Annotated in this window: 16 protein-coding genes; 4 read left to right on the top strand and 12 right to left on the bottom strand. The window is 41.0% G+C overall.

Going from position 1 to position 19,500, the window contains the following annotated elements:
* Window positions 1–212: 212 nt before the first annotated feature.
* Window positions 213–728: an MFS transporter gene (locus HUG15_RS07500; RefSeq protein WP_143018907.1), complete on the bottom strand. Its 516-nt coding sequence runs from the start codon at window positions 726–728 to the stop codon at window positions 213–215.
* Between the two features lie 1,193 nt (window positions 729–1,921).
* Here HUG15_RS07500 and HUG15_RS07495 point away from each other — a divergent pair.
* On the top strand, window positions 1,922–2,944 hold the full coding sequence (locus tag HUG15_RS07495) for a DUF3231 family protein (protein ID WP_200128078.1): 1,023 nt from the start codon (window positions 1,922–1,924) through the stop codon (window positions 2,942–2,944).
* A gap of 368 nt (window positions 2,945–3,312) precedes the next feature.
* On the opposite strand, the gene HUG15_RS07490 is transcribed toward HUG15_RS07495, so the two are convergent.
* From HUG15_RS07490 to HUG15_RS07470, 5 genes are all read right to left on the bottom strand, one after another.
* On the bottom strand, window positions 3,313–3,552 hold the full coding sequence (locus HUG15_RS07490; RefSeq protein ID WP_090398974.1) for a hypothetical protein: 240 nt from the start codon (window positions 3,550–3,552) through the stop codon (window positions 3,313–3,315).
* Window positions 3,553–3,572: 20 nt separating this feature from the next.
* Entirely contained in the window at window positions 3,573–4,025 is a 453-nt protein-coding gene (locus tag HUG15_RS07485) for a hypothetical protein (protein WP_090398973.1), read from the bottom strand.
* Between the two features lie 235 nt (window positions 4,026–4,260).
* The gene (locus tag HUG15_RS07480) at window positions 4,261–5,601 is read right to left on the bottom strand and encodes a TrkH family potassium uptake protein (RefSeq protein WP_090398972.1); all 1,341 of its coding nucleotides are present in this window, start codon (window positions 5,599–5,601) and stop codon (window positions 4,261–4,263) included.
* A gap of 10 nt (window positions 5,602–5,611) precedes the next feature.
* The gene (locus tag HUG15_RS07475) at window positions 5,612–6,289 is read right to left on the bottom strand and encodes a potassium channel family protein (RefSeq protein ID WP_090398971.1); all 678 of its coding nucleotides are present in this window, start codon (window positions 6,287–6,289) and stop codon (window positions 5,612–5,614) included.
* A gap of 735 nt (window positions 6,290–7,024) precedes the next feature.
* Window positions 7,025–7,516: a transglycosylase SLT domain-containing protein gene (locus tag HUG15_RS07470; protein WP_246516543.1), complete on the bottom strand. Its 492-nt coding sequence runs from the start codon at window positions 7,514–7,516 to the stop codon at window positions 7,025–7,027.
* A gap of 747 nt (window positions 7,517–8,263) precedes the next feature.
* Between HUG15_RS07470 and HUG15_RS07465 the strand changes: the two genes are divergently transcribed.
* Genes HUG15_RS07465 through HUG15_RS07455 form a run of 3 tightly spaced genes read left to right on the top strand, consistent with a single transcriptional unit; the run spans window position 8,264 to window position 10,576 of the window.
* Entirely contained in the window at window positions 8,264–8,875 is a 612-nt protein-coding gene (locus HUG15_RS07465; protein ID WP_090398969.1) for a TetR/AcrR family transcriptional regulator, read from the top strand.
* A gap of 1 nt (window position 8,876) precedes the next feature.
* Entirely contained in the window at window positions 8,877–9,803 is a 927-nt protein-coding gene (locus HUG15_RS07460; RefSeq protein WP_246516542.1) for an ABC transporter ATP-binding protein, read from the top strand.
* A complete protein-coding gene (locus HUG15_RS07455; protein ID WP_090398967.1) occupies window positions 9,800–10,576 on the top strand; it encodes an ABC transporter permease in 777 nt (258 codons plus the stop codon). Before HUG15_RS07460 ends, HUG15_RS07455 begins: the two co-directional genes overlap by 4 nt.
* A 662-nt stretch (window positions 10,577–11,238) precedes the next feature.
* Here HUG15_RS07455 and HUG15_RS07450 read toward each other — a convergent pair.
* The 6 genes from HUG15_RS07450 to HUG15_RS07425 form a co-directional block, all read right to left on the bottom strand.
* Window positions 11,239–13,905, bottom strand: coding sequence for a phosphoenolpyruvate synthase (locus HUG15_RS07450; RefSeq protein ID WP_200128076.1), 2,667 nt, complete (start codon window positions 13,903–13,905; stop codon window positions 11,239–11,241).
* 23 nt (window positions 13,906–13,928) lie between these two features.
* Window positions 13,929–14,780, bottom strand: a complete 852-nt coding sequence (locus HUG15_RS07445; protein WP_200128075.1) for an alpha/beta fold hydrolase — start codon at window positions 14,778–14,780, stop codon at window positions 13,929–13,931.
* A 127-nt stretch (window positions 14,781–14,907) separates the two neighbouring features.
* Window positions 14,908–15,915: an NAD-dependent epimerase/dehydratase family protein gene (locus HUG15_RS07440; protein WP_200128074.1), complete on the bottom strand. Its 1,008-nt coding sequence runs from the start codon at window positions 15,913–15,915 to the stop codon at window positions 14,908–14,910.
* 238 nt (window positions 15,916–16,153) lie between these two features.
* Window positions 16,154–17,755, bottom strand: a complete 1,602-nt coding sequence (locus tag HUG15_RS07435; protein ID WP_200128073.1) for an ABC transporter permease — start codon at window positions 17,753–17,755, stop codon at window positions 16,154–16,156.
* Complete coding sequence (locus HUG15_RS07430) at window positions 17,755–18,663, bottom strand: ABC transporter ATP-binding protein (RefSeq protein WP_090398962.1); 909 nt, start codon at window positions 18,661–18,663, stop codon at window positions 17,755–17,757. The genes HUG15_RS07435 and HUG15_RS07430 overlap by 1 nt, the downstream gene beginning before the upstream one ends.
* On the bottom strand, window positions 18,660–19,295 hold the full coding sequence (locus HUG15_RS07425) for a TetR/AcrR family transcriptional regulator (RefSeq protein ID WP_246516541.1): 636 nt from the start codon (window positions 19,293–19,295) through the stop codon (window positions 18,660–18,662). Before HUG15_RS07425 ends, HUG15_RS07430 begins: the two co-directional genes overlap by 4 nt.
* Between the last annotated feature and the right edge of the window lie 205 nt (window positions 19,296–19,500).

Genomic DNA, 19,500 nt, shown 5'->3' with positions numbered 1-19,500 from the left:
TTTTGAGAAAAAGGAACCCAACTGAAAATGGATAGACAGTTGGGTATAGGTATGATTTATTTGTTAGCTAATACATCCACGATTATTTTTATACCTTTATTTAAGTAGAGAGCATACCTGATAAAAATTTGTGCAATGACTACGAATAACTCGGCCAGCCAGCTTAAAAATGACAATATTCATGTACTGAAGACCAAATGACTGGGTAACCATCAGTTTGCTTTCATTTTTGCCATTTTCCAAATCAGAAACGCTGAAATCAAAGAAGCGATAAGATTGTAAATCATCGCACTGCCAAAAGCAGAAACATATAGACTGCTCTGGGCGTCTCCTCCGGCAGCATCAGCAACTGCGGTACCAAAGAGTATGCCTACTGCTGCAACACCAATAGCTGGACCTACCTGTTGTAAAGTAGCAATAACTCCTGATGCCATCCCTGCCTTGCTCTCTTCTACAAAGCCCAATACAAGATTCAAGAGTGGTGTCATAACTAACCCTTGCCCAATTCCTACAAAAATAAGTGCCGGGATAAGGTGAATAGCAACCAATTCACCACCTGCGATCCATACTTGCCCGATTAATACAGCAAATGAGAACGTATAGAATACGGCTCCCCAAAAGATAACAATGGTTCCAAAACGTTCTACAAGACGGGCGGCTGCTATGGAAGATGCAGTAAATGCGATGCTGCAAGGTACAAATAGACTTCCTGCGGCAAGCGGGCTCAAACCGACCCGTTTGTACTAAAAGCGCATAGGTTAAGAAAAATACAGATGACGTAGAATAAATCAGCAATACCAGACTGCCATCCATATTAAACCGGGATTGACGTAAGAGCATTGTGTCTACCAGCGGCTGCTGATTCGCCATTCGTCGTCTTTCCTGATGCCGCCAAAATCCTAGTAACACCAATGCAGAAGCAGCAAGTGATAAGATGGTCCATCCATGGTTTGGCGATTCAATAAGCGGATACAGGAATAATATAAGCCCCAGACTAACAATCACCACGCCACCCCAATCAAGCAACGGCCGTTCAGGAGCGTGAGATTCAGGGATAAACCGTGCCATGATAATGGGAAAAATGCCTATGGGTACATTGATTAGGAAAATCATGCGCCAACCTAGACCTCCCAAATCAGCCTCTACGATAAAACCACCAAGAACCTGCCCTGCAATAGCAGCAATACCTAATACCATGCGGTATCCGATATTCGGGCTGAAAAGGCGGACGGATCGGTGAAAGGTGAATCGCAGTGGCAAGTTTCTCAGCCAGTATCTGTGTCTGCCTCCGGGCGGGTTTCCGGTTCAAGCAATCGTACGTGTAAGGTGCCTGAACCGACGGAAGCTTTCAGTTCTCCGCTGGTCCCTTCAGCAATGACTTTACCTTGAGCCGGAGTAAAAGAACAAATGAAACGCTGTTTTAGTCATTCTCAGAGCCTAAGACAGCCTCCTTTGCTAAACGACTACTGGCCTAAGCCGGTAGGTTCCCTTCACGGCTGAAAGCCCACTATTCAACTAAAGCCAGCTAAAAGACCTTTGGCTGAAAGCCAACTGAAGTTTTCCGACTGAAACTCGGTTCTCTGGTTATTCATCGATGTTAAACATGCCGTCGCCTTCAACTTGCTGACCTTCAATATACTGACGGATCGTTTAATCATTGATCGTTCCAACTGTTGTACACAAGTAGCCTTTGACCCAAAGATGTTGACCCCAATAATAGGCACTTATTTATTCCATTAAGGCGCTCCGTTTGCATAAAAGCGACAACCGGTGTTAGTGAAGTAAATATATGGAAAGCATAATGCGATTGACATGAGTGATACTTATACTGTGTCACTACTGGATAGCGCCTTTAACCTTCGTGTCAATTCAATATCTAACATAACATATCTCAATATCCATTTAGGAGGAGGTCCCAAAAATGCCAAAAAATGTTCACTTAACATCTGCAGAAATTGGTTCCCTTTGGACAGCTTACATGAATGATAGTATGTCTGCCTGTATCTTACGTTTTATGCTCAAACACATTTCAGACGCAGACATTAAGCCCATTGTGCAGTACGCCTATGATCTTACATCTGATCACCTAAAGCAGTTACGCACCATTTTTGAGGACGAATCATACGCATTCCCAAATGGTTTTGGTGAACAAGACGTCGACATGAACGCGCCATGGTTGTTTACAGATACGCTTTGTATATCCTTTATGAGGCACATGGGGAAAGTAGGAATGCTCTCCTACAGTGGCTTTGTTTCGTTGAGTGACAGGGATGACATACGAACCTATTTTTCACAAGCCTTAACGGAAGCAAATAAGCTTTATAATCAAGCAAGCAAAATTGAGCTTGAAAAGGGTATCGCTGGTAGGCACCCTTTTATTGAAGTCCCTAAAAGCAGCGATTATATAGATAGTAAAGCATATATGAGTGGTTTCAACCCTTTTAGCGATCAACGTCCCTTAAATGCCGTTGAAATTTCCCATTTATATATGAATGTCCTCACGAATTCTATAGGAATGAAATTGTGTATCGCCTTTGCTCAAACCTCCCCACGCAAAGAGGTTCAAGATTTTATGCTACGAGGAAAAGACGTCTCAAAGAAACACACAAAAATTTTTACTGACAAGCTTTTAGAGGATGAAATTGAGGTCTCAAGCATACCAGATGTAGGTGTCAGTGACTCTACTACCCCAACGTTTTCCGACAAATTAATGATGTTTAATATGTCTCTGCTCATTTCCTCAGGTGTAGGAAACTATGCGACAGCTGCAGCCGCTAGTCAACGAAGCGATATTGCAACTGATTATGAACGATTATCGTTAGAAAATGCCAAGCTTGCCAAAAGTGGAGCTGATATCATGATAAAACATCAATGGCTTGAACAACCGCCAGGAGCGAAAGATCGAGAAAAATTAGCGAAGAATAAAGATGGAAGTGAAATATGATAATCACCAAATAACGAGGCCGATATTATAATTCATCGGCTGATCACCTTTGTAGGGTTGCATTGCATAAAGACAGTTTTCATTTTGAATCAGATCATTCTTTTCAGCAATTTTGATCGATTAACAAAAACATCATTTTTACCATCCTTAATTTTATAATAAATACTATAATAATGAAATAATGATCACAATGGATTATTGAGTAGATTATTAACAAGCAGTAAGATCAGTATAATTCTAATTGGAAAAACAACTACCCATATTAACATTGACCATAATACTACCTTTTTCCCACTAATTAAGATCCCCTCCGAAAACTTACCACCGAAAAATGCTGGGAAACCACACGAATGCTACCATCCATAATTTTAATCGGATAACAAAACGTCATTTTCATCATCCATAAATTCCGTAAGCATTAATCTAACTTCTGTGTTTCTGCTATCGTGAGCCATTGCAAATTTCATTATGGCATAATCTCGTGATCGCTCCCGCCATTGATCGCCCCCTCCTTCCCAGACTTGTTTTTTGTATATAGCTCTTGCTTTTCGTTCGTTTTGTGCTTTAATCAATGCATAAAATGGGGAAACAAATTCATAGTACTTCATCCTCTGGCTGTTCTCCTTCATCAAAACCAAGTATTTAATTGCAATGATACGTCATGTTCTTTTTGCTCTTCATCTTCATCGTTTTTAACTACTGTCCAATTGGTGGCAAGTCTACTTTCTAATGTTTGTAAAATATCGTTTTTTACTACTATATGTTTGAACTCCCCCTTTTCGATTTGGTAGGAAACGCCTTCTTCAAAGCCAAATTTCTGCATGAGCCATATTTGCAGACCTTCTAGCGTATTAAAATTCATTTGGTATCCTTGCAATAACGCTCTTTCCAGATCCTCACCATACCTATATGCATGAGCGAACAACTCATCATATTTAAAATGCTCACCACTTACCTTATTTAGAAAATCAACGTCTTCATCCCGAATAGCACGTTGTAATTGCAATTCGGATACCCCTTGTTCACGTGCATGCTCAATAAGGATAGCGCTTACTTGCGATATCAACGGTTGATTAACCATACAGAACCCCTCTCATTAAATACTCATCCAATGCCCTAGCTCTTATGTTCAAAAAAGACAAAAGGAGCCCGCAAATGAGCAGGCTCCACCAGTTAACACACACACGTATTCATTTTTTAATCAATATCCTTAATTCAAGTTCAATTCTTTGTTGTATATTCAGTAGACTAATACAGAAACCACATAATGTCAACCCAATTATTTAAAAAATGTTTGACTTTTTATCAGTCCCTTTTTAGCCAATAAGCACTTTATCTTCAGGATAATTGATTTTACTTGGGCTTTGTTTATATGTTAATGCGTAAGCCAGCGTCAATGGCCCTAGTCGCCCTACGAACATGGTAATCATTGTAATGATTTTACCTGCCGGAGACAGTTCTTCTGTTAATCCCATTGAAAGCCCCGTAGTACTGAACGCCGAAACCGATTCGAATAATACCGTGAGAAAATTTATATCATGAATGCCTTCAGTGATCGACAATAGTAATGTCGTTCCCACGATCCAAGCTAACGAACTCACCACAACCGCCAGCGCCCGCATGACCGTTTCCAAGGCAATTTTTCGATGAAAGGCGTGGACTTGATGGCCACTCCTGAACGTATTGATCGTTGCAAGCACAAGAATGGCAAATGTATTTGTTTTAATGCCCCCGCCAGTGCCACCGGTCGAAGCACCAATAAACATAAGCACGATAATGAAAAATTGGGAGGCGACGAGCATATTCCCAATATCAAACGTGTTGAAACCTCCACTCCTTGGCGTAACACTTTGAAAATAAGTTGCTAATAATCGCTCGGAGATGGTTAATCCTTCAGTTGCCGGGTTAAAAAGTTCAACGATGAAAAGGAAAAGGAACCCTGCGACCAAAAGTCCGCCGGATGTCACAAGCGCAAGTTTAGAATGTAAGGAAAGTTTTCGTAATGATCGTTGCCGGTATAAGTCAACCAGCACCATAAAACCAAGGCCGCCAACAATAAAAAGCACGGACAAGCTAAGATTGACAACGGGGTCCCCGATATAATCTTCCATACTGTTGGCATAAAGCGAGAATCCTGCATTATTAAAGGCCATGACTGAATGAAAGAAGGCAGAATACGCCGCCTCTGTCCATGGTTGTTCACTACTCCAGTGAATCGTGAGAATCAGTGTGACAATGGCTTCCAGGAGCAAAGCCATGCCCAGCATGATCATGGCTATCCGAATCAGCCCCCGTGCCGAAAACGTATTTGTGGTCGACTGAAGAAGTAGACGGTACTTCAACCCCATTACCTTGCCTACCAAAACCGCAACCGAGACACCGAAAATCATGAAACCAAGACCGCCTAGCTGAACGAGAATAATCATCACTATTTGCCCAAATCTCGAAAAGTCTGCACCAGATTCCAATACAGCAAGGCCAGTGACACACACCGCTGAAACAGCCATGAATAAGGCATCTAAAAAACCGACACTTTCGCCATCTGTTGAAGCTTGCGGGAGAACAAGCAAAATTGTCCCTATGATAATCAAGATAATAAAACCGAAAATAATCCATTGCGGTGGATTGAAATGAATGGTTTTTTTAGGCGAAATCATACGTACGCACCTACTTTAGCCTGCTTTTCTCCCGGTAATCTTTTTGAAGGCGACGGATATCCTTATGCTTTCCAATAATCGTAAGAATATCGCCGTGATGAATGTGATCTTCAATGTGAGGGGAGATATTCACCTCTTCATCTTTATCCTTAATCGCCATCACAATACACCCATACGTCTTGTTGATATTTAATTTCTGAAGCGTGCATCCATCCATTGCTTTCGGCGCCCGAATTTCAACCATGTTATATTCCGATGAAAGCTCCAGATAATCAATCAGATTACTGGAACTTAGCAAATTTCCCAGACGATCTCCCATATCCCGTTCCGGAAAAACGATATTATCAGCACCGATTTTACTGAGCACTTTACCGTGGTAATCATCTTTCGCTTTTGCCGTTACCTCACCGACATTTAATTCCTTTAGAATCAGTGTCGTTAAAATGCTTGCCTGCAAATTTTCGCCGATCCCAACAATAGCATGGGAAAATTTATGTAAACCTAATTGTTCTAATGCGGACTCATCCGTCGCATCGACTTGAACGGCATGCGTGACTTTCGGTGCGACCTCCTGAACGATTTGCTCATCTTTATCAATCGCTAACACATCATTTTCATTATCAATCAGTGTTTTCGTTACACTCTGCCCAAATCTCCCAAGGCCAATGACAACAAATTGATTTCTCATCCTAATCCTCCTTGAATAGATATGTACTGCTGTATGGAGCAAGAAGAACCCTGACATTTACTGGCATAAAAAAGTTTGGAACGTTTTAAGTAAAGCAAATACCATTCCTTTTGTCAAAGGCCTTTTTATACCCAACATTATGATGAATCCCCCACCCTGTAATAAAATCTCTCTGGTAATCAAAAAAAGCCTGCCATGGGGGGGCGTTGCTCTTTTTATTCATACGTCATTACTTTCATCTTTTAGTTTTAATCTATAAGCCTTCATCTTCGGTTCCCTGCTCTTCTTCCGTCTCTCCTCTTCACCGCCATCAACGGAAGCATCTTCTTCCATACTACTGTATGAATGTATGAAGCTAAATACTAACAGAAAGGATCGTAGAAAAGACACCATAAAGAAGTTTTTGGCGCGTGGCTATACTCCAAAAAGCAAGCGAGCCAACCCAAGAGGGACGACAAGTGTGATGCCAATGAGGGTGGCAATCGTAATATAGACCTCATTCCTGGAAACTATTTTTCCTGGAGATACGTGATTATAATGGGCATTTGACGAAATTGTGCACTCCCCCTGATGATTATTTTTTCACTTGATAACCTTCGTTCCGATAGATATCGTAGTAAGTCATGACTTCATCCACGTACAATTCAGAACGGTTATAGGCATACAAGGCGTTTTCCAGTTCCCCGACATCAGCGCCGTTGGAAGCTAAAAAATTAGCCGTGGAAAAAATGGCATCTATTTCATCCCAGGGTCAGCGTCGCCACTCCCTGACGCGTCCACACCATATCCCCCGTTCGTATCAATCATGGCCGGATCGGTGAGCTCGTCCTCGGGAATATCCCCTGCTCCGACATCATCACAACTCGGGTGACTCCAACCGTGCCAGGTACAAGGCATGAACTGCATGTGCCCTTCCGCGCCGACGGGCGAAACCATCGGATCCATCGTTGAAAATTTTGTCTCAATACGATGAACGGCGGCTAGCACTTGCCAGGGGATTTCATACTCTTGGGCAGCGTCTTGATATATCGGAAAGTATTCGGCCGGGATTTCATCATTGCTGTAACCGGATAACCAGCCATCTAAAAAACGATTCATTTGCTGCTCATTGACGATATGAGCTATCATGAAAATTCCGATCGTAAGAAAGAGAAGCGCAGAAATGGATCCCAGGCTGATCAGCAGTGCACGGCGTTTACGTTTTTTTTTCATCATCGTCTTCCCCATTTGGTATGCTCCTCTTTTTTTCCGTAAGTTACTTCTTCCTTTACTATTTTCTAACGTTCAGCTTAACATGTCCACCGTTTTTATAAATTGTCTTCCCTTTTTATTTCATCAATTGGTCAATGAATGGGGACAACGGGGAATGACACCTCAAACCGGATGGTTGTACTATTGAAAAGTGCCATCCACCAGAGATAGAGGTTTGGTTCACCCAGTCCCCCCATTTTATGCTTTCATTCACAACTTTCTTCTAAGTTGCAATCATCGTATCAACGTATGAACAAGTCCATATATGGATGACGGTTTTTGTTTACGACTATCAAATGGATAGTATTACCTGTCACCTCGTAAAATCAAGACTAAAATAAAAATTAGTCTCTCACGTTGTTTATATGAACACAATGTAAGGCTAAAACTGTCTACATTTATTCGACAATTGCGCTACGACGATTGCGGCAGATCATTGTTATAATGCCACATCTTGATCAGTAATAATCATCTTCAACGTTACACTAAAAGCATAAAAAATATAAATTATTCCAGCAATAATTCCTACACCTGCTCCTACAACCGGTACCCAAGTGCTATTCCATGTCTTCCTGGCCTTAAAGGTATACCTTTATAAACTTCGGGTAATCGAAAAACTTTATCCGACAAGCAAAAAGCCATTGAAATTAATCCTAAAAAATATTATAATTTATGAATATATAATTTTTATATTCATAAATTTATTATAATGGAGGACTGAACATGCCGAAAGGTTTTAAAGGTTATGAAAAACACGTTATTACTAATTCACTTATAGAACAAGGAAAGGTTCTTTTTAGTAAATTTGGACTTCAAAAAACCAGCATTAATGAAATCACTAAAAATGTTGGTATTGCTCCAGGAACATTTTATAAATTTTACAATTCAAAGGAAGAGCTGTACTTCGAGATCCTTGAAAAAGAAGAGGAGCAAATAAAGAAACAATTCCTTAGTATAGATATCCAGAAGGATAATCAACCTAAGCAAGAAATCAAAAAATTACTCCTTCAGACAATCGATATAATCGAAACAAATCCACTGATTCGTCAGTTGTATTTTGAAAATAATATGGAAGCATTGCTTAGAAAGTTACCGCCTGAAAAACTCGTGGAACATTATAATAATGATTCTGCTGCATTATTCCCTTTGATCGAAAAATGGCAAAAGGAAGGAGTACTTCTTGAAGCAAACCCCGAGATCATTGCGGCTATGCTTCGTTCTTTATTTTTATTAACACTTCATAAAAAAGAAATTGGTGTAGAAGTTTATACGGAAACAATTGAACTGTTTATTGATCTGATTGTCGATGGTCTTATCAAAGAGGAGGGGGAGTAAATTGCGAACAGTCATTAAATCAAACCGTATATCAAAGAACTACAAAGGTTTTCAGGCTGTTAAAGATGTTTCGTTAAACATTTGTGAAGGAGAAATATATGGATTTATCGGATTAAATGGGTCTGGTAAAACGACAACGATTAGAATGTTACTTGGCATGATCAAACCAACAGAAGGCACTTGCTATATAAAAGGGAAAAAAATAACTTCCACTAATCATCGTATTTGGAGAAGCGTAGGACACATCGTTGAAACTCCCCCTTGTTATCCTGAGCTTACTGTTCTAGAAAATTTAACAATTTTTCGGCGTATCAGATTGATTTCAGACACCGATATCGTGCCAAAAGTAATGGAACAGCTTCATTTAACACGATATGCCCAAAAGAAGGCAGGGACTCTTTCATTAGGGAATGCTCAACGGTTAGGAATTGCAAAGGCTCTTCTTCATTCACCTGAAATCTTAATTTTAGATGAGCCAATGAATGGCTTAGACCCTTCAGGAATTGTAGAAATTAGAAAATTACTTCAAGATTTAGCGTTTAATAGAGGCGTTACCATTTTAATGAGCAGTCATCTGCTTAGTGAAGTAGCTAAAATAGCAACGAAAATTGGCATTATTCATAATGGACGATTAATACAAGAAATTGAATCCATTAAATTGAGTGACCTTCTCAATCAACAGCTGGTCATTGATACTCGTAATAATCAGTCAGCTATTTCTCAACTAACAACGGCTGGGTACATCTCAAAAATAAATAACAAAGGATTAATTGAAACCACCGATAGAAGGGCAATTCAAGATCCCGATAAGATATCCCGATTGCTTGTTTACAAAGGGTTTCCCCCAACAAAATTAACTGTAAAAGAGGAAAACTTAGAATCTCATTTTCTAAACATCATCGAAAGAGGAGGTGAAACATTGCAATGAAATATTTTCTCGCTACCTTGCACACGGAAGGACTTAAAATCATCAAGTCCAAAGTCATTTGGATAATCGCAGCAGCTTTTAGCATTGCTCCACTAATGGCTGGCTTTTTTATGTTCGTATTAAAAGATCCAGCACTTGCGGAAAGTGCTGGATTAGTCGGAGCTCAAGCACAAGTTGCAGGAGAGGCTAATTGGCAGTCCTATTTAGATTTACATGCCCAAATGATTGGAGTAGGCGGTATTTTCGTTTTTGGTTTTGTTACAAGTTGGATATTTGGAAGGGAATACGTGGATAACACTGTAAAAGATCTACTGACTCTTCCTTATTCAAGAGCAGTGATTGTTACATCAAAATTTTTAGCATCATTTATGACAAACATAGTATTAAGTGCATATATCGTAGCTCTCGGTTTTTTTATTGGGTGGATCGTAGGGCTTCCACAATGGTCTTCAGCCATCGTGATGCAGAATCTGTATGTCATACTAATCGTTACCATGTTAACGATTGTTCTAAGTACGCCTGTTGCTTTCTTTGCAAGTTATAGTCGTGGGTATTTAGCTCCGGTAGGCTTTGTCATTATTACCCTTATTTTTTCTCAAATTCTTACGGCTGTAGGGCACGGTGAATATTTTCCATGGGCGGTACCGGCACTCTACAGTGGTTTAACCGGAGAAACCATCATCAGTTGGAGCAGTTTAATCATCATCGGCATTACAAGTTTGCTAGGCTTTCTCAGTACATTATATTGGTGGCTTTTTGCAGACCAGCATTAGAATCAGGAATATCAGGAATGTCGCTTACATCGTATTAACAGGAACGGGAACGATAAAGGGGAGTAAGAAGAAAATAAATTATGTTTATTTGGTTAAATACCAAACAGGATAACTTATGTTTCATTATGGCTACCACACTAATCTGTAAGATGTAAATAAACATAAATGCTCTTATGTTTCATTAAGATCCAATTAAAGGATCCATCTGAATCCAGACTTATTCCACTATTTCGGGGGGACGTGCAAAAATATCTTATTTCAATGTATTTTTATGTGTTTATCTGAATACTTACCCGAACTTTTCGGTCAATCCTGATACCTTAAAATTTTATCATGAAAGAAGAAGGCTAGAAGATATATGGGAGTTCACCGAACAACTATTATATGACGATCCAGATGAACAAACCAGAAATGTTGCGATGAATTACTTAAAAGGTGATCCCCAGCAAAACCAGCTAATACGAGTTATCCTATTCAAGAATCGAAGCTTTTGCTGAATATCATCATCAGAAAGTGATCAAACTTTTTTATAAAAATTGAACACTACAGCACAAAGAAAGAATCCATTTTGATAAATCTTTTTTCCAAATGGATTCTTTCTGTTTACGGTAATATACGGGTTTGCGAGGTATTATTGCTCAAACTTTATTTCAAAGCTACAATTACTTAGCGTTGTCTATCTCATCATCTAATATTTCAACAAACCCTCCCGTTCCGTCCACCCGGATCATTTGATCATCTTTTAAGATTTTCGTTGCATTCTCTACACTGACAACAGCAGGTATGCCATTTTCTCTGGCCACGACCGATCCGTGTGTCATGGTTCCTCCAACCTCTGTTATAAGGGCTTTTGCTGAAGAAAATAAAGGTGTCCATCCTGGATCTGTATAAGGGGCGACGAGAATATCTCCTTTATTCAATTCCCCTTCTTCCAAACTTCGAACCACTTTAACAGTCCCTTCAACAACACCTGCAGATACTGGCGTTCCTACCAATACATTTGCAGATTCTTGATCTTGATTTACAGCTGAGAAGATTTCTCCATCGCTGCTCATCACACTAGGAGGCATGAGCGTTCGGTAACGCTTTTCATGATTTTTCCGATCGGGGATTGATGATACAGTCTCTTCGGAACCCTTTTCCAATAGTACAATCAATTCATCTAACGTCAGGTAGTAGATGTCGGTTTCTTGATAAAGGTCTCCTCGTTGAACAAGATATTTTGCCTCTTCTAGAATCACCCTTCGATAAACGTCAAAATAACAAACAATCACATACTTAGGCAGTTCTCGTATGCCTACCGTATGCCGATAAACGGTGAGGAGGCGGGAGAGCTTTTTAGCTTTTCTTGGACTCCTTCGCGTTTTTACACGCTCTAACAACGCCTGGATCGTTTCACGAGCTTCTTGTTCTCCATGTGCAAATTTTTCGTGATGTTCATTGGGGGCGTTATTTCTCATATGACTGAGAATAGAGGGCACAAGCATGGTCGGTGCTTCATGCCAGCGAACCCTGGTAATATCAATCTCACCTGAAGCCCGCATCCCGAAATTTGCCATAAATGAATGCAGGGATGTGAGAAAAACTTCCCCTCCTTCGACACTTTTTAAGTCTTGAACAAACGTTTCATCGTTTGCTTTATGAAGGTATTCCACCACTTCCGGATACGGTCTTGCTGCCTCCACCAAATCACCAATCTTCATTCCAATTTCACTCGTAATATTCCCCGGTTGAGATTGATGAATGGCGGGATTTACGTCTTCTCCCAGCCATTTTTTGACACACCTTTGAATACGGGAGAATGTTATCATTCCTACAAACGTATAGGCTACAGGGTTAGTAAGGGATTGGAATAAATCGTGTCTGGCGTGTTCCTTGATCAAACGGATCCGTTCGGCATGATCATACTGTTTCATCTTTTGTTGAAAACGATGAATGTCTTCATGAAAATTAGCATAGGCGCGTTGTAAGACCAATGTTGGATTCTCAAAGTAGATACTTGCGATGGTTCTAGGTATGGCCTTCCCCATTATACGCCATATAGGTTTGATATAAAGTTGGACGACTTTCTTTTTATTTCCTCGTTTAGGAATTCTTTTTTCAAATTCCTCACTTAACACAACGTTTTGAAGGGCTCGAAGATCAAGATCTATATACGTCTTTTGCTTGAGTTGCTTCTGTACAGATTTCATATATAATAAATAAGAATAATTCACAAATAACCGTCCGCCGGCATTTGTAAGGAGATTTTCTCCCCCTTCTTTAACCGATGGTATTAATGTTTGAAAAAGGGATAGGCCAAGAGGCTTCATATAATCCGTCATCATTTGCTTATGGCCTAAGGAAAAATAAATACGGTACTTGTTGTCATCGGATGCAGGGATGGGAAAAAGTGAAGTAATCGGTCGGCTTTGCAAAATATAAAGCTGCCCCTCTTCAAGGGACCATTCAATGTCTTGTTCGGTTCCATAATGTTCTTCGATCTGTTTTCCAAGATTAGCAAGTTCCAGAGCCCTTGCATCATTAAGGGCTGGTTGATCTTGTTGCTCCACGGGCAATGGCTTCATTTCCGTTCCACCACCAGGAAGAGGAAAAATCCCTTTTTCTTTTTTAGCTATTTTCTTATCGGTGATCTGCCCATCTCGCACCTTATACAAGTCTGCCGTGACCTCCCCAGAAACCAGTGCCTCCCCTAAGCCAAATCCTACATCAATGGAAACTGTATGGCGATGCCCGCTAACTGGGTCAGCGGTAAACATAATGCCAGATACCTCAGGACGAATCATTCGTTGTACAACAATAGACAAAAACACAGATCGATGATCAAAGCCGTTTTGAGCACGGTAAACAATGGCACGATCAGTGAAAAGCGAAGCCCAACATTTTTGAATCGATTCGAATAGTTGCTCCTCCCCCTTTACATTGAGAAAAGAGTCTTGTTGACCAGCGAATGAAGCATGGGGAAGGTCTTCGGCTGTAGCACTGGAACGAATAGCATACGTATGTTCTTTCCCTGTGTTTTTCCATGCTATCATGATTGCTGAATATAACGGTTCGGGAACTTCAAGATTTAGAATATAGTCGCGGATGCTTTGCCCCAACCGTTGTATCTCTTCGAACTGATCTGTTGATAATTGATCGAGCTGTCGGACCATATCATACAATTCTTCCTTCCCTTGAATGAGTCGCTTATATCCTGCAGTGGTCACACAAAATCCAGGGGGAACCAAAAAACCTGCTTGGCTTAGTTCCCCAAGGTTCGCCCCTTTTCCTCCCACCATAGATAGACTAGTTCGATCAATATCATGGAAATCAAGAATGTAGTCCATAAAAAAATCTCCTTTGTCTAACCCTACTTTTGATTGTGATTTAAATTTTCAATGAATTTAAGCAAGACACCATTAAAATAATCTGGGTTGTCTTGATTCGCATTATGCCCTGCGTTCGGAATCACTTTATACTGGCAATACAGTTCACGCTTTGCCCAGTCTGGAGCCTTTTTGACAAAAGTTCCTCTTTCCGCACTATCTTTCTCACCATGAGTTAACAAAAATGGCTTCTGAATGAAGTACTCCTTCCCAAAAAGAGGATCTTCATATATAGCACGAACACCGACATCCATAACTTCAATAAATTCATCACGCGTTAACTGTTTGTTTGTGTTCAGTGCGTAGTTTTGTACAGCTTCTGTTATTCCCATCCCTTCAGCAAACCTTTTCCGTAAGATACTTTCCGGTATCATGCGAAAAATACGCGACATGTTCCGGTAGGCTATACGCATGCCAAAAGAGGGAACTTCCATAATATCCATACATCCAATGACAGCCATCGCCCTTACCTTTCCTGCCCGAAGAAATGTCAGCATCTGCGAAACATAACCACCAAAAGAATGCCCGACGAGAATAATCTCATCTAACTCATGTTTATGAATGATTTCCTCTAAGTCTTCCACAACGATCTGTACAGTAAATTCCTCTCCTAGAGGTTTCGATAACCCATGCCCGCGAACATCCCATGTTAATACTCGATATCCGGCATCGTGTAAAACCTTCACCTGTGTATCAAACATACGATGATCAAGTGAAGCACCATGAGTTAAAATTACCGTGGACGCTGTACTATGATGCTTAGTCAACCAATAGTGAATTTTTTCACCACGTCGTTCAAGTGAATGGTGTTTAATATCATGACAATGATTATTCATTACTGAACACCCTTATTTCTTACATTTAAAATAACTTCTTCTTCAAATGTTTCATCTACCCTTACTAAACTAAACTTACATACTTAATAAAATCTTCTCCTGTCGTTATTCAATTAAAGGCTTTCTATTAGAATTGAGTAATCTTGTTAATTACTATTTTCTCTTTAGCAGGATCAATCAATGAATCTAGTGAAGGAGAATCGGGACGCGGCTTGGGGTTTCCTTCGTCATAAAGCCATTTCCATGTTTCTGCTAGAGTTTTACGTAAAGGGCGAATGGTAAGACCAGCTTGATGTGCAGCAGTAACATTATCGTCATGCAATCCACTAGGTTTCGGCAGTCCTGGGTATCGTAATCCAAACTCCATACCGAGCATAAAATCCTCACGTTCAAGCAAATCAGGATCTGCCCATACGAGTTCAGTATCGCTTCCAATAACATCTTTGATTGTGTAAAGTAGCTCTCCAACGGTCGTGAAATGGGGTTCACATGCTACATTGAAGGTTCCTCCAACATCCCGTTCAGCACATGATAGCATCCATAATGCCAAATCATGAGCGTCAATATATTGCAATGGAGTATCAACGGGTCCTGGGGCTAGTACTCTTCCATTGCGCTCAAGACGTCGCATCCACCAAGGGATTCGACCTACATCTTCGTATGGTCCAAGTATCATCCCTGAACGAGCAATAAGAGCATTCTCTTTAAAGGTATTGATTACTGATATTTCACAACCACGCTTAGCTTCAGCATAATTTTCGCTGTTTTCGCTAAATGGGTTTCCATTGACTAATGGTGCATTTTCATCCGCATTAGATGGCCATGGCCACTGATACACGCCCCGCCTCGAAACATATCCATAATGGTTAACTCGATCAGCAAGCAGTTCTACTGTGTCCTGAACCACTCGTGGTTCCCATGCCCATGTATCAATAACAGCATCCCATGTACGGTCGCCTATAGCCTTGCTGACAGCATCCCGGTTCATCCGATCAGCGAAAATTTCTTCTACACCAGCTACTGGGACTCCGCTTATTCCACGGTTAAGGGTAGTAACCTTGTCTCCACGCACTAATGCAGCTTCAACAACAGCGCGTCCAACATGGTGGGTCCCTCCCAACACAAGTACTTTCATTAGCTGACCTCCTTACCTTATAAGTCTTATAACATAAATGAATCTAACTCAAATTGCTGGTACTGCTAAGAAGCTTCAAGGCGCTTTGTTCCATAACATTACCGCTTAACTTATCATCAAATTATAAATCCCTATTTTACACCATCGCCTTATTCCACAATCTGATCTCATTTGCGGTACATCTTTATTGACACTGATCAACTAATCTACTTCTTTTGGTTTCACCAGTATACAATGATTATCCCTCTATATCTCGTTTATGGTACCCAATAAACCCTGCAATCATTAGAATAACCGCGATGATAACCAAAATGCTTATCGGCACCCATTCCATCTCATCAACCGGGAGTTCGGGGATATACCCATATGGAGATAAATGCCCGACCCAATCCGGAAAATCTAATAATCCACCCAAATAAAGAACAATGAAAGTATAAAAGACATAAAGCCAAATGACACTACCCAACTTTGGAAGCACACCGATGAACAGAACGGCAAGACCGATCATCACGAGCATGGCCGGATAATAGACCAACGCTGCACCATAGATTGTGCCAAAATCAAGGCCTTCTTCCATGACGGTAGCGCCCGCAGACCAAAGACCGATGGCCGTTAGAGAAAGCATGACAAACCCATTCACGACTGAGATGATCAAATAACTGCCCATCAACCTTGTGCACGAGACAGCCCTTCCAAGCAAATGATCAATGCGGTTCTTTTTCTCTTCCCCATAAAGTTTCAACATTGCCATGACAGGGGGCACAGTGGCAAGTAATGCCATAACAACCATTAACGACGGAATAAATTGCTCGGTCAGCGTATATCCTTCCTCGGCCACGAGCATTTGTTCCATCATTTCATTGCCTTCAAAAAAAGCTTCCAAATCCCCTAGTACGGATCCATAGGCAACACCCATCACGAGCATTCCAATAGCCCAGGCAATCATGCCGGTGCACTGCAGTTTTACAGCGAGTCCTATCGGGCTTTGCAAAAAGGCTGAGGCCTTTTTTCTTCCCGGTCTTGCCGGAAAAAAACCGGCTTCCAAATCGCGAATCGCGTTTAAATAATTGGCTAGCACCCCCAGCACGATTGCTACACCAACCATTAAAGCCAGCGGTTCCCAATGATTGTTCGCGTAAACCTCCGTTTGCGTCACCCAACCAAAAGGGGAGATCCATGATAACGTTTCATTCCCTACATCACCAACCGCGCGAACAAGATAAGCGATGAGCAGCACTGCAATGGAAAAACCAATGGTTCCACGTGAACTCTCAGAGAGCTGAGCGAAAACAACTGTTACACCAGCGAAAAAAATACCGATTCCCCCTAACAAAGCACCATAAAGTAGGGAACCCTCTAGACCCATACTTTCAATCCCTAAAGCATACAATCCAAAGCCAGTGATGAGCGCTAAAATTACATGTGTTACACACAAAACCAGCAATGTTGCATTTAAGTTGGATACACGCCCGATCGGAAGGGAGCGGATCATTTCAATTCGTCCATCTTCTTCATCTGCGCGCGTATGACGAGCCACAAGCCAAATGCTCATCAGACCGACCACAACAGCTGTGAATAGCAGCATTTGATGAGACGTCATCGCACCGATCGTATAATTTTCCAAATCCCCCGGGCCTACCATGGCCGTCACCGCGGGATTGGCCATCGTTTCAGCCAACCCGTCCCTCTCATGTTGGGAAGCATACAAATCAACAAAGGCTATAGGTACAATCAATGTAAAGAAGGTGATCCCGATTAACCATAAAGGGATACGGAGGCGATCACGTCTCAACATAAATCGAAATAGAGAGCCGGTTTTTTTAAAAAGAGATTGGGCCATCAGGATGCACCTCCCACCTCGGATTCATCTTTTTGTTCATAATGACGCATAAATAAATCTTCCAATGTTGGCGGTGTGCTTTCCAATTTTAAGATGCCGAATGCACTGACATGCTTGATGACGTTATCCAATTCCTCGGCATCAACCTGGAAGGATACGGCTTGATCCTTCTCCTCTATGGCATGAACACCCTCTAATTCATACAGGCCGGTGAGTGTTTGTTTCGTTTCGACAAGCATATGGACGCGTGTCAAATGACGCAATTCACTTAACGTGCCCGATTCAATCATTTTTCCTTGGCGAATAATACCGACGCGATCACATAACTTTTCTACTTCCGATAAGACATGACTGGAAAGCAACACGCTTTTGCCTTTGCTCTTCACATCCAGCACACATTCCTGAAAGATTTGTTCCATGAGCGGATCAAGGCCGGATGTAGGTTCGTCTAATATATAAAGATCAGCATCGGAGGCGAAAGCAGCCACTAACGCGACCTTCTGACGATTGCCTTTCGAATAGGTTCGGCATTTTTTGGTGGGATCGAGATTGTACTTTTGGATTAATTCTTCCCGCCTGCTCTTATTGTTATTTCCCCGCAGTTTCACAAAAAGATCAATCACCTCACCGCCCGTCAAGTTTGGCCAAAGGTTCACATCTCCCGGCACATATGCGATATGCTTGTGAATCTCAACCGCATCCGACCATGCGTCTTGCCCAAAGATCTTCGCATTTCCTTGTGTCGCTTTTAAAATACCGAGAAGTACACGAATGGTCGTTGATTTTCCAGCACCATTCGGACCGATGAAACCATAGATCTCCCCTTCATTCACTTCAATGTTCACCCCGTCTAATGCTGTGAATTTCCCGAATCGTTTCGTTAGATTATTCACGGCTAGCACACTCATGTCTGATCCTCCTTGTAAAATGTCGTATTTAGCACATCTAGATATTCATAGAATTCATCCCAGTAGGGTTGTAAATCGATGTGTGCAATCTTCTCGCCTTGAAATTGTTGCAGTAGCTCATTTTGATAACCTTCAATGGCCCATCTAATAATTTGAAAAGCCTTTTCTACATCAATATCGTCACGAAATAAGCTTTTATCAATTTTTTCATACAACAATGCATGGCCGGTTTTTTGAAAATTGGAAAGGCGAGTTTCTAAGTCATCCGGCAATGTCACGTCATCATTCAGAACGACCGTTCCTATAAAATTTCTGACATCAGGATTATTATCGTGAAACTCTGCTTTGATCCGTGCGATTTGCTTCAACCTTTCGATGAAATCCGATTCATCGATATCAATGTGTTGCAGATATTCGGTGTTGGTAATGTTAAGAGCATAATCGACAAGATATTCATAAAGGTCTTTTTTATTGTTGAAATAATGAAAGAGCGTCCCCTTGCCGATCCCAGCGTTCTGTATGATTTTATTGGTAGAAGCTTGCTCATACCCATTTTCGGCGAATTCTTTCATAGCCGCATTCAATATCCGTTTTTGCTTTGTTTTATCGAGATTTTTGAATGTTTGGTTCACATCTGCTCACCCCCTGTCTCTTGTTTGACCATTTCGGTCAATTCAAGGATATCTCTTCTGACCATAATGGTCAATTCAAATTCTGAAAAAATCACCCTGGTGGCAAACGCAATTATTCTGCCCGTAAGCATTGGTTTCCAAACAACCTCCACGATCGCGTCTTTTAAAAGGTTGATGCTCCATTTTAAATATAAAGATTGTGTAA

The organism is Salicibibacter cibarius (assembly GCF_016495725.1).
Classification (GTDB): domain Bacteria; phylum Bacillota; class Bacilli; order Bacillales; family Marinococcaceae; genus Salicibibacter; species Salicibibacter cibarius.
This window is presented reverse-complemented; position numbering and strand designations above follow the sequence as displayed.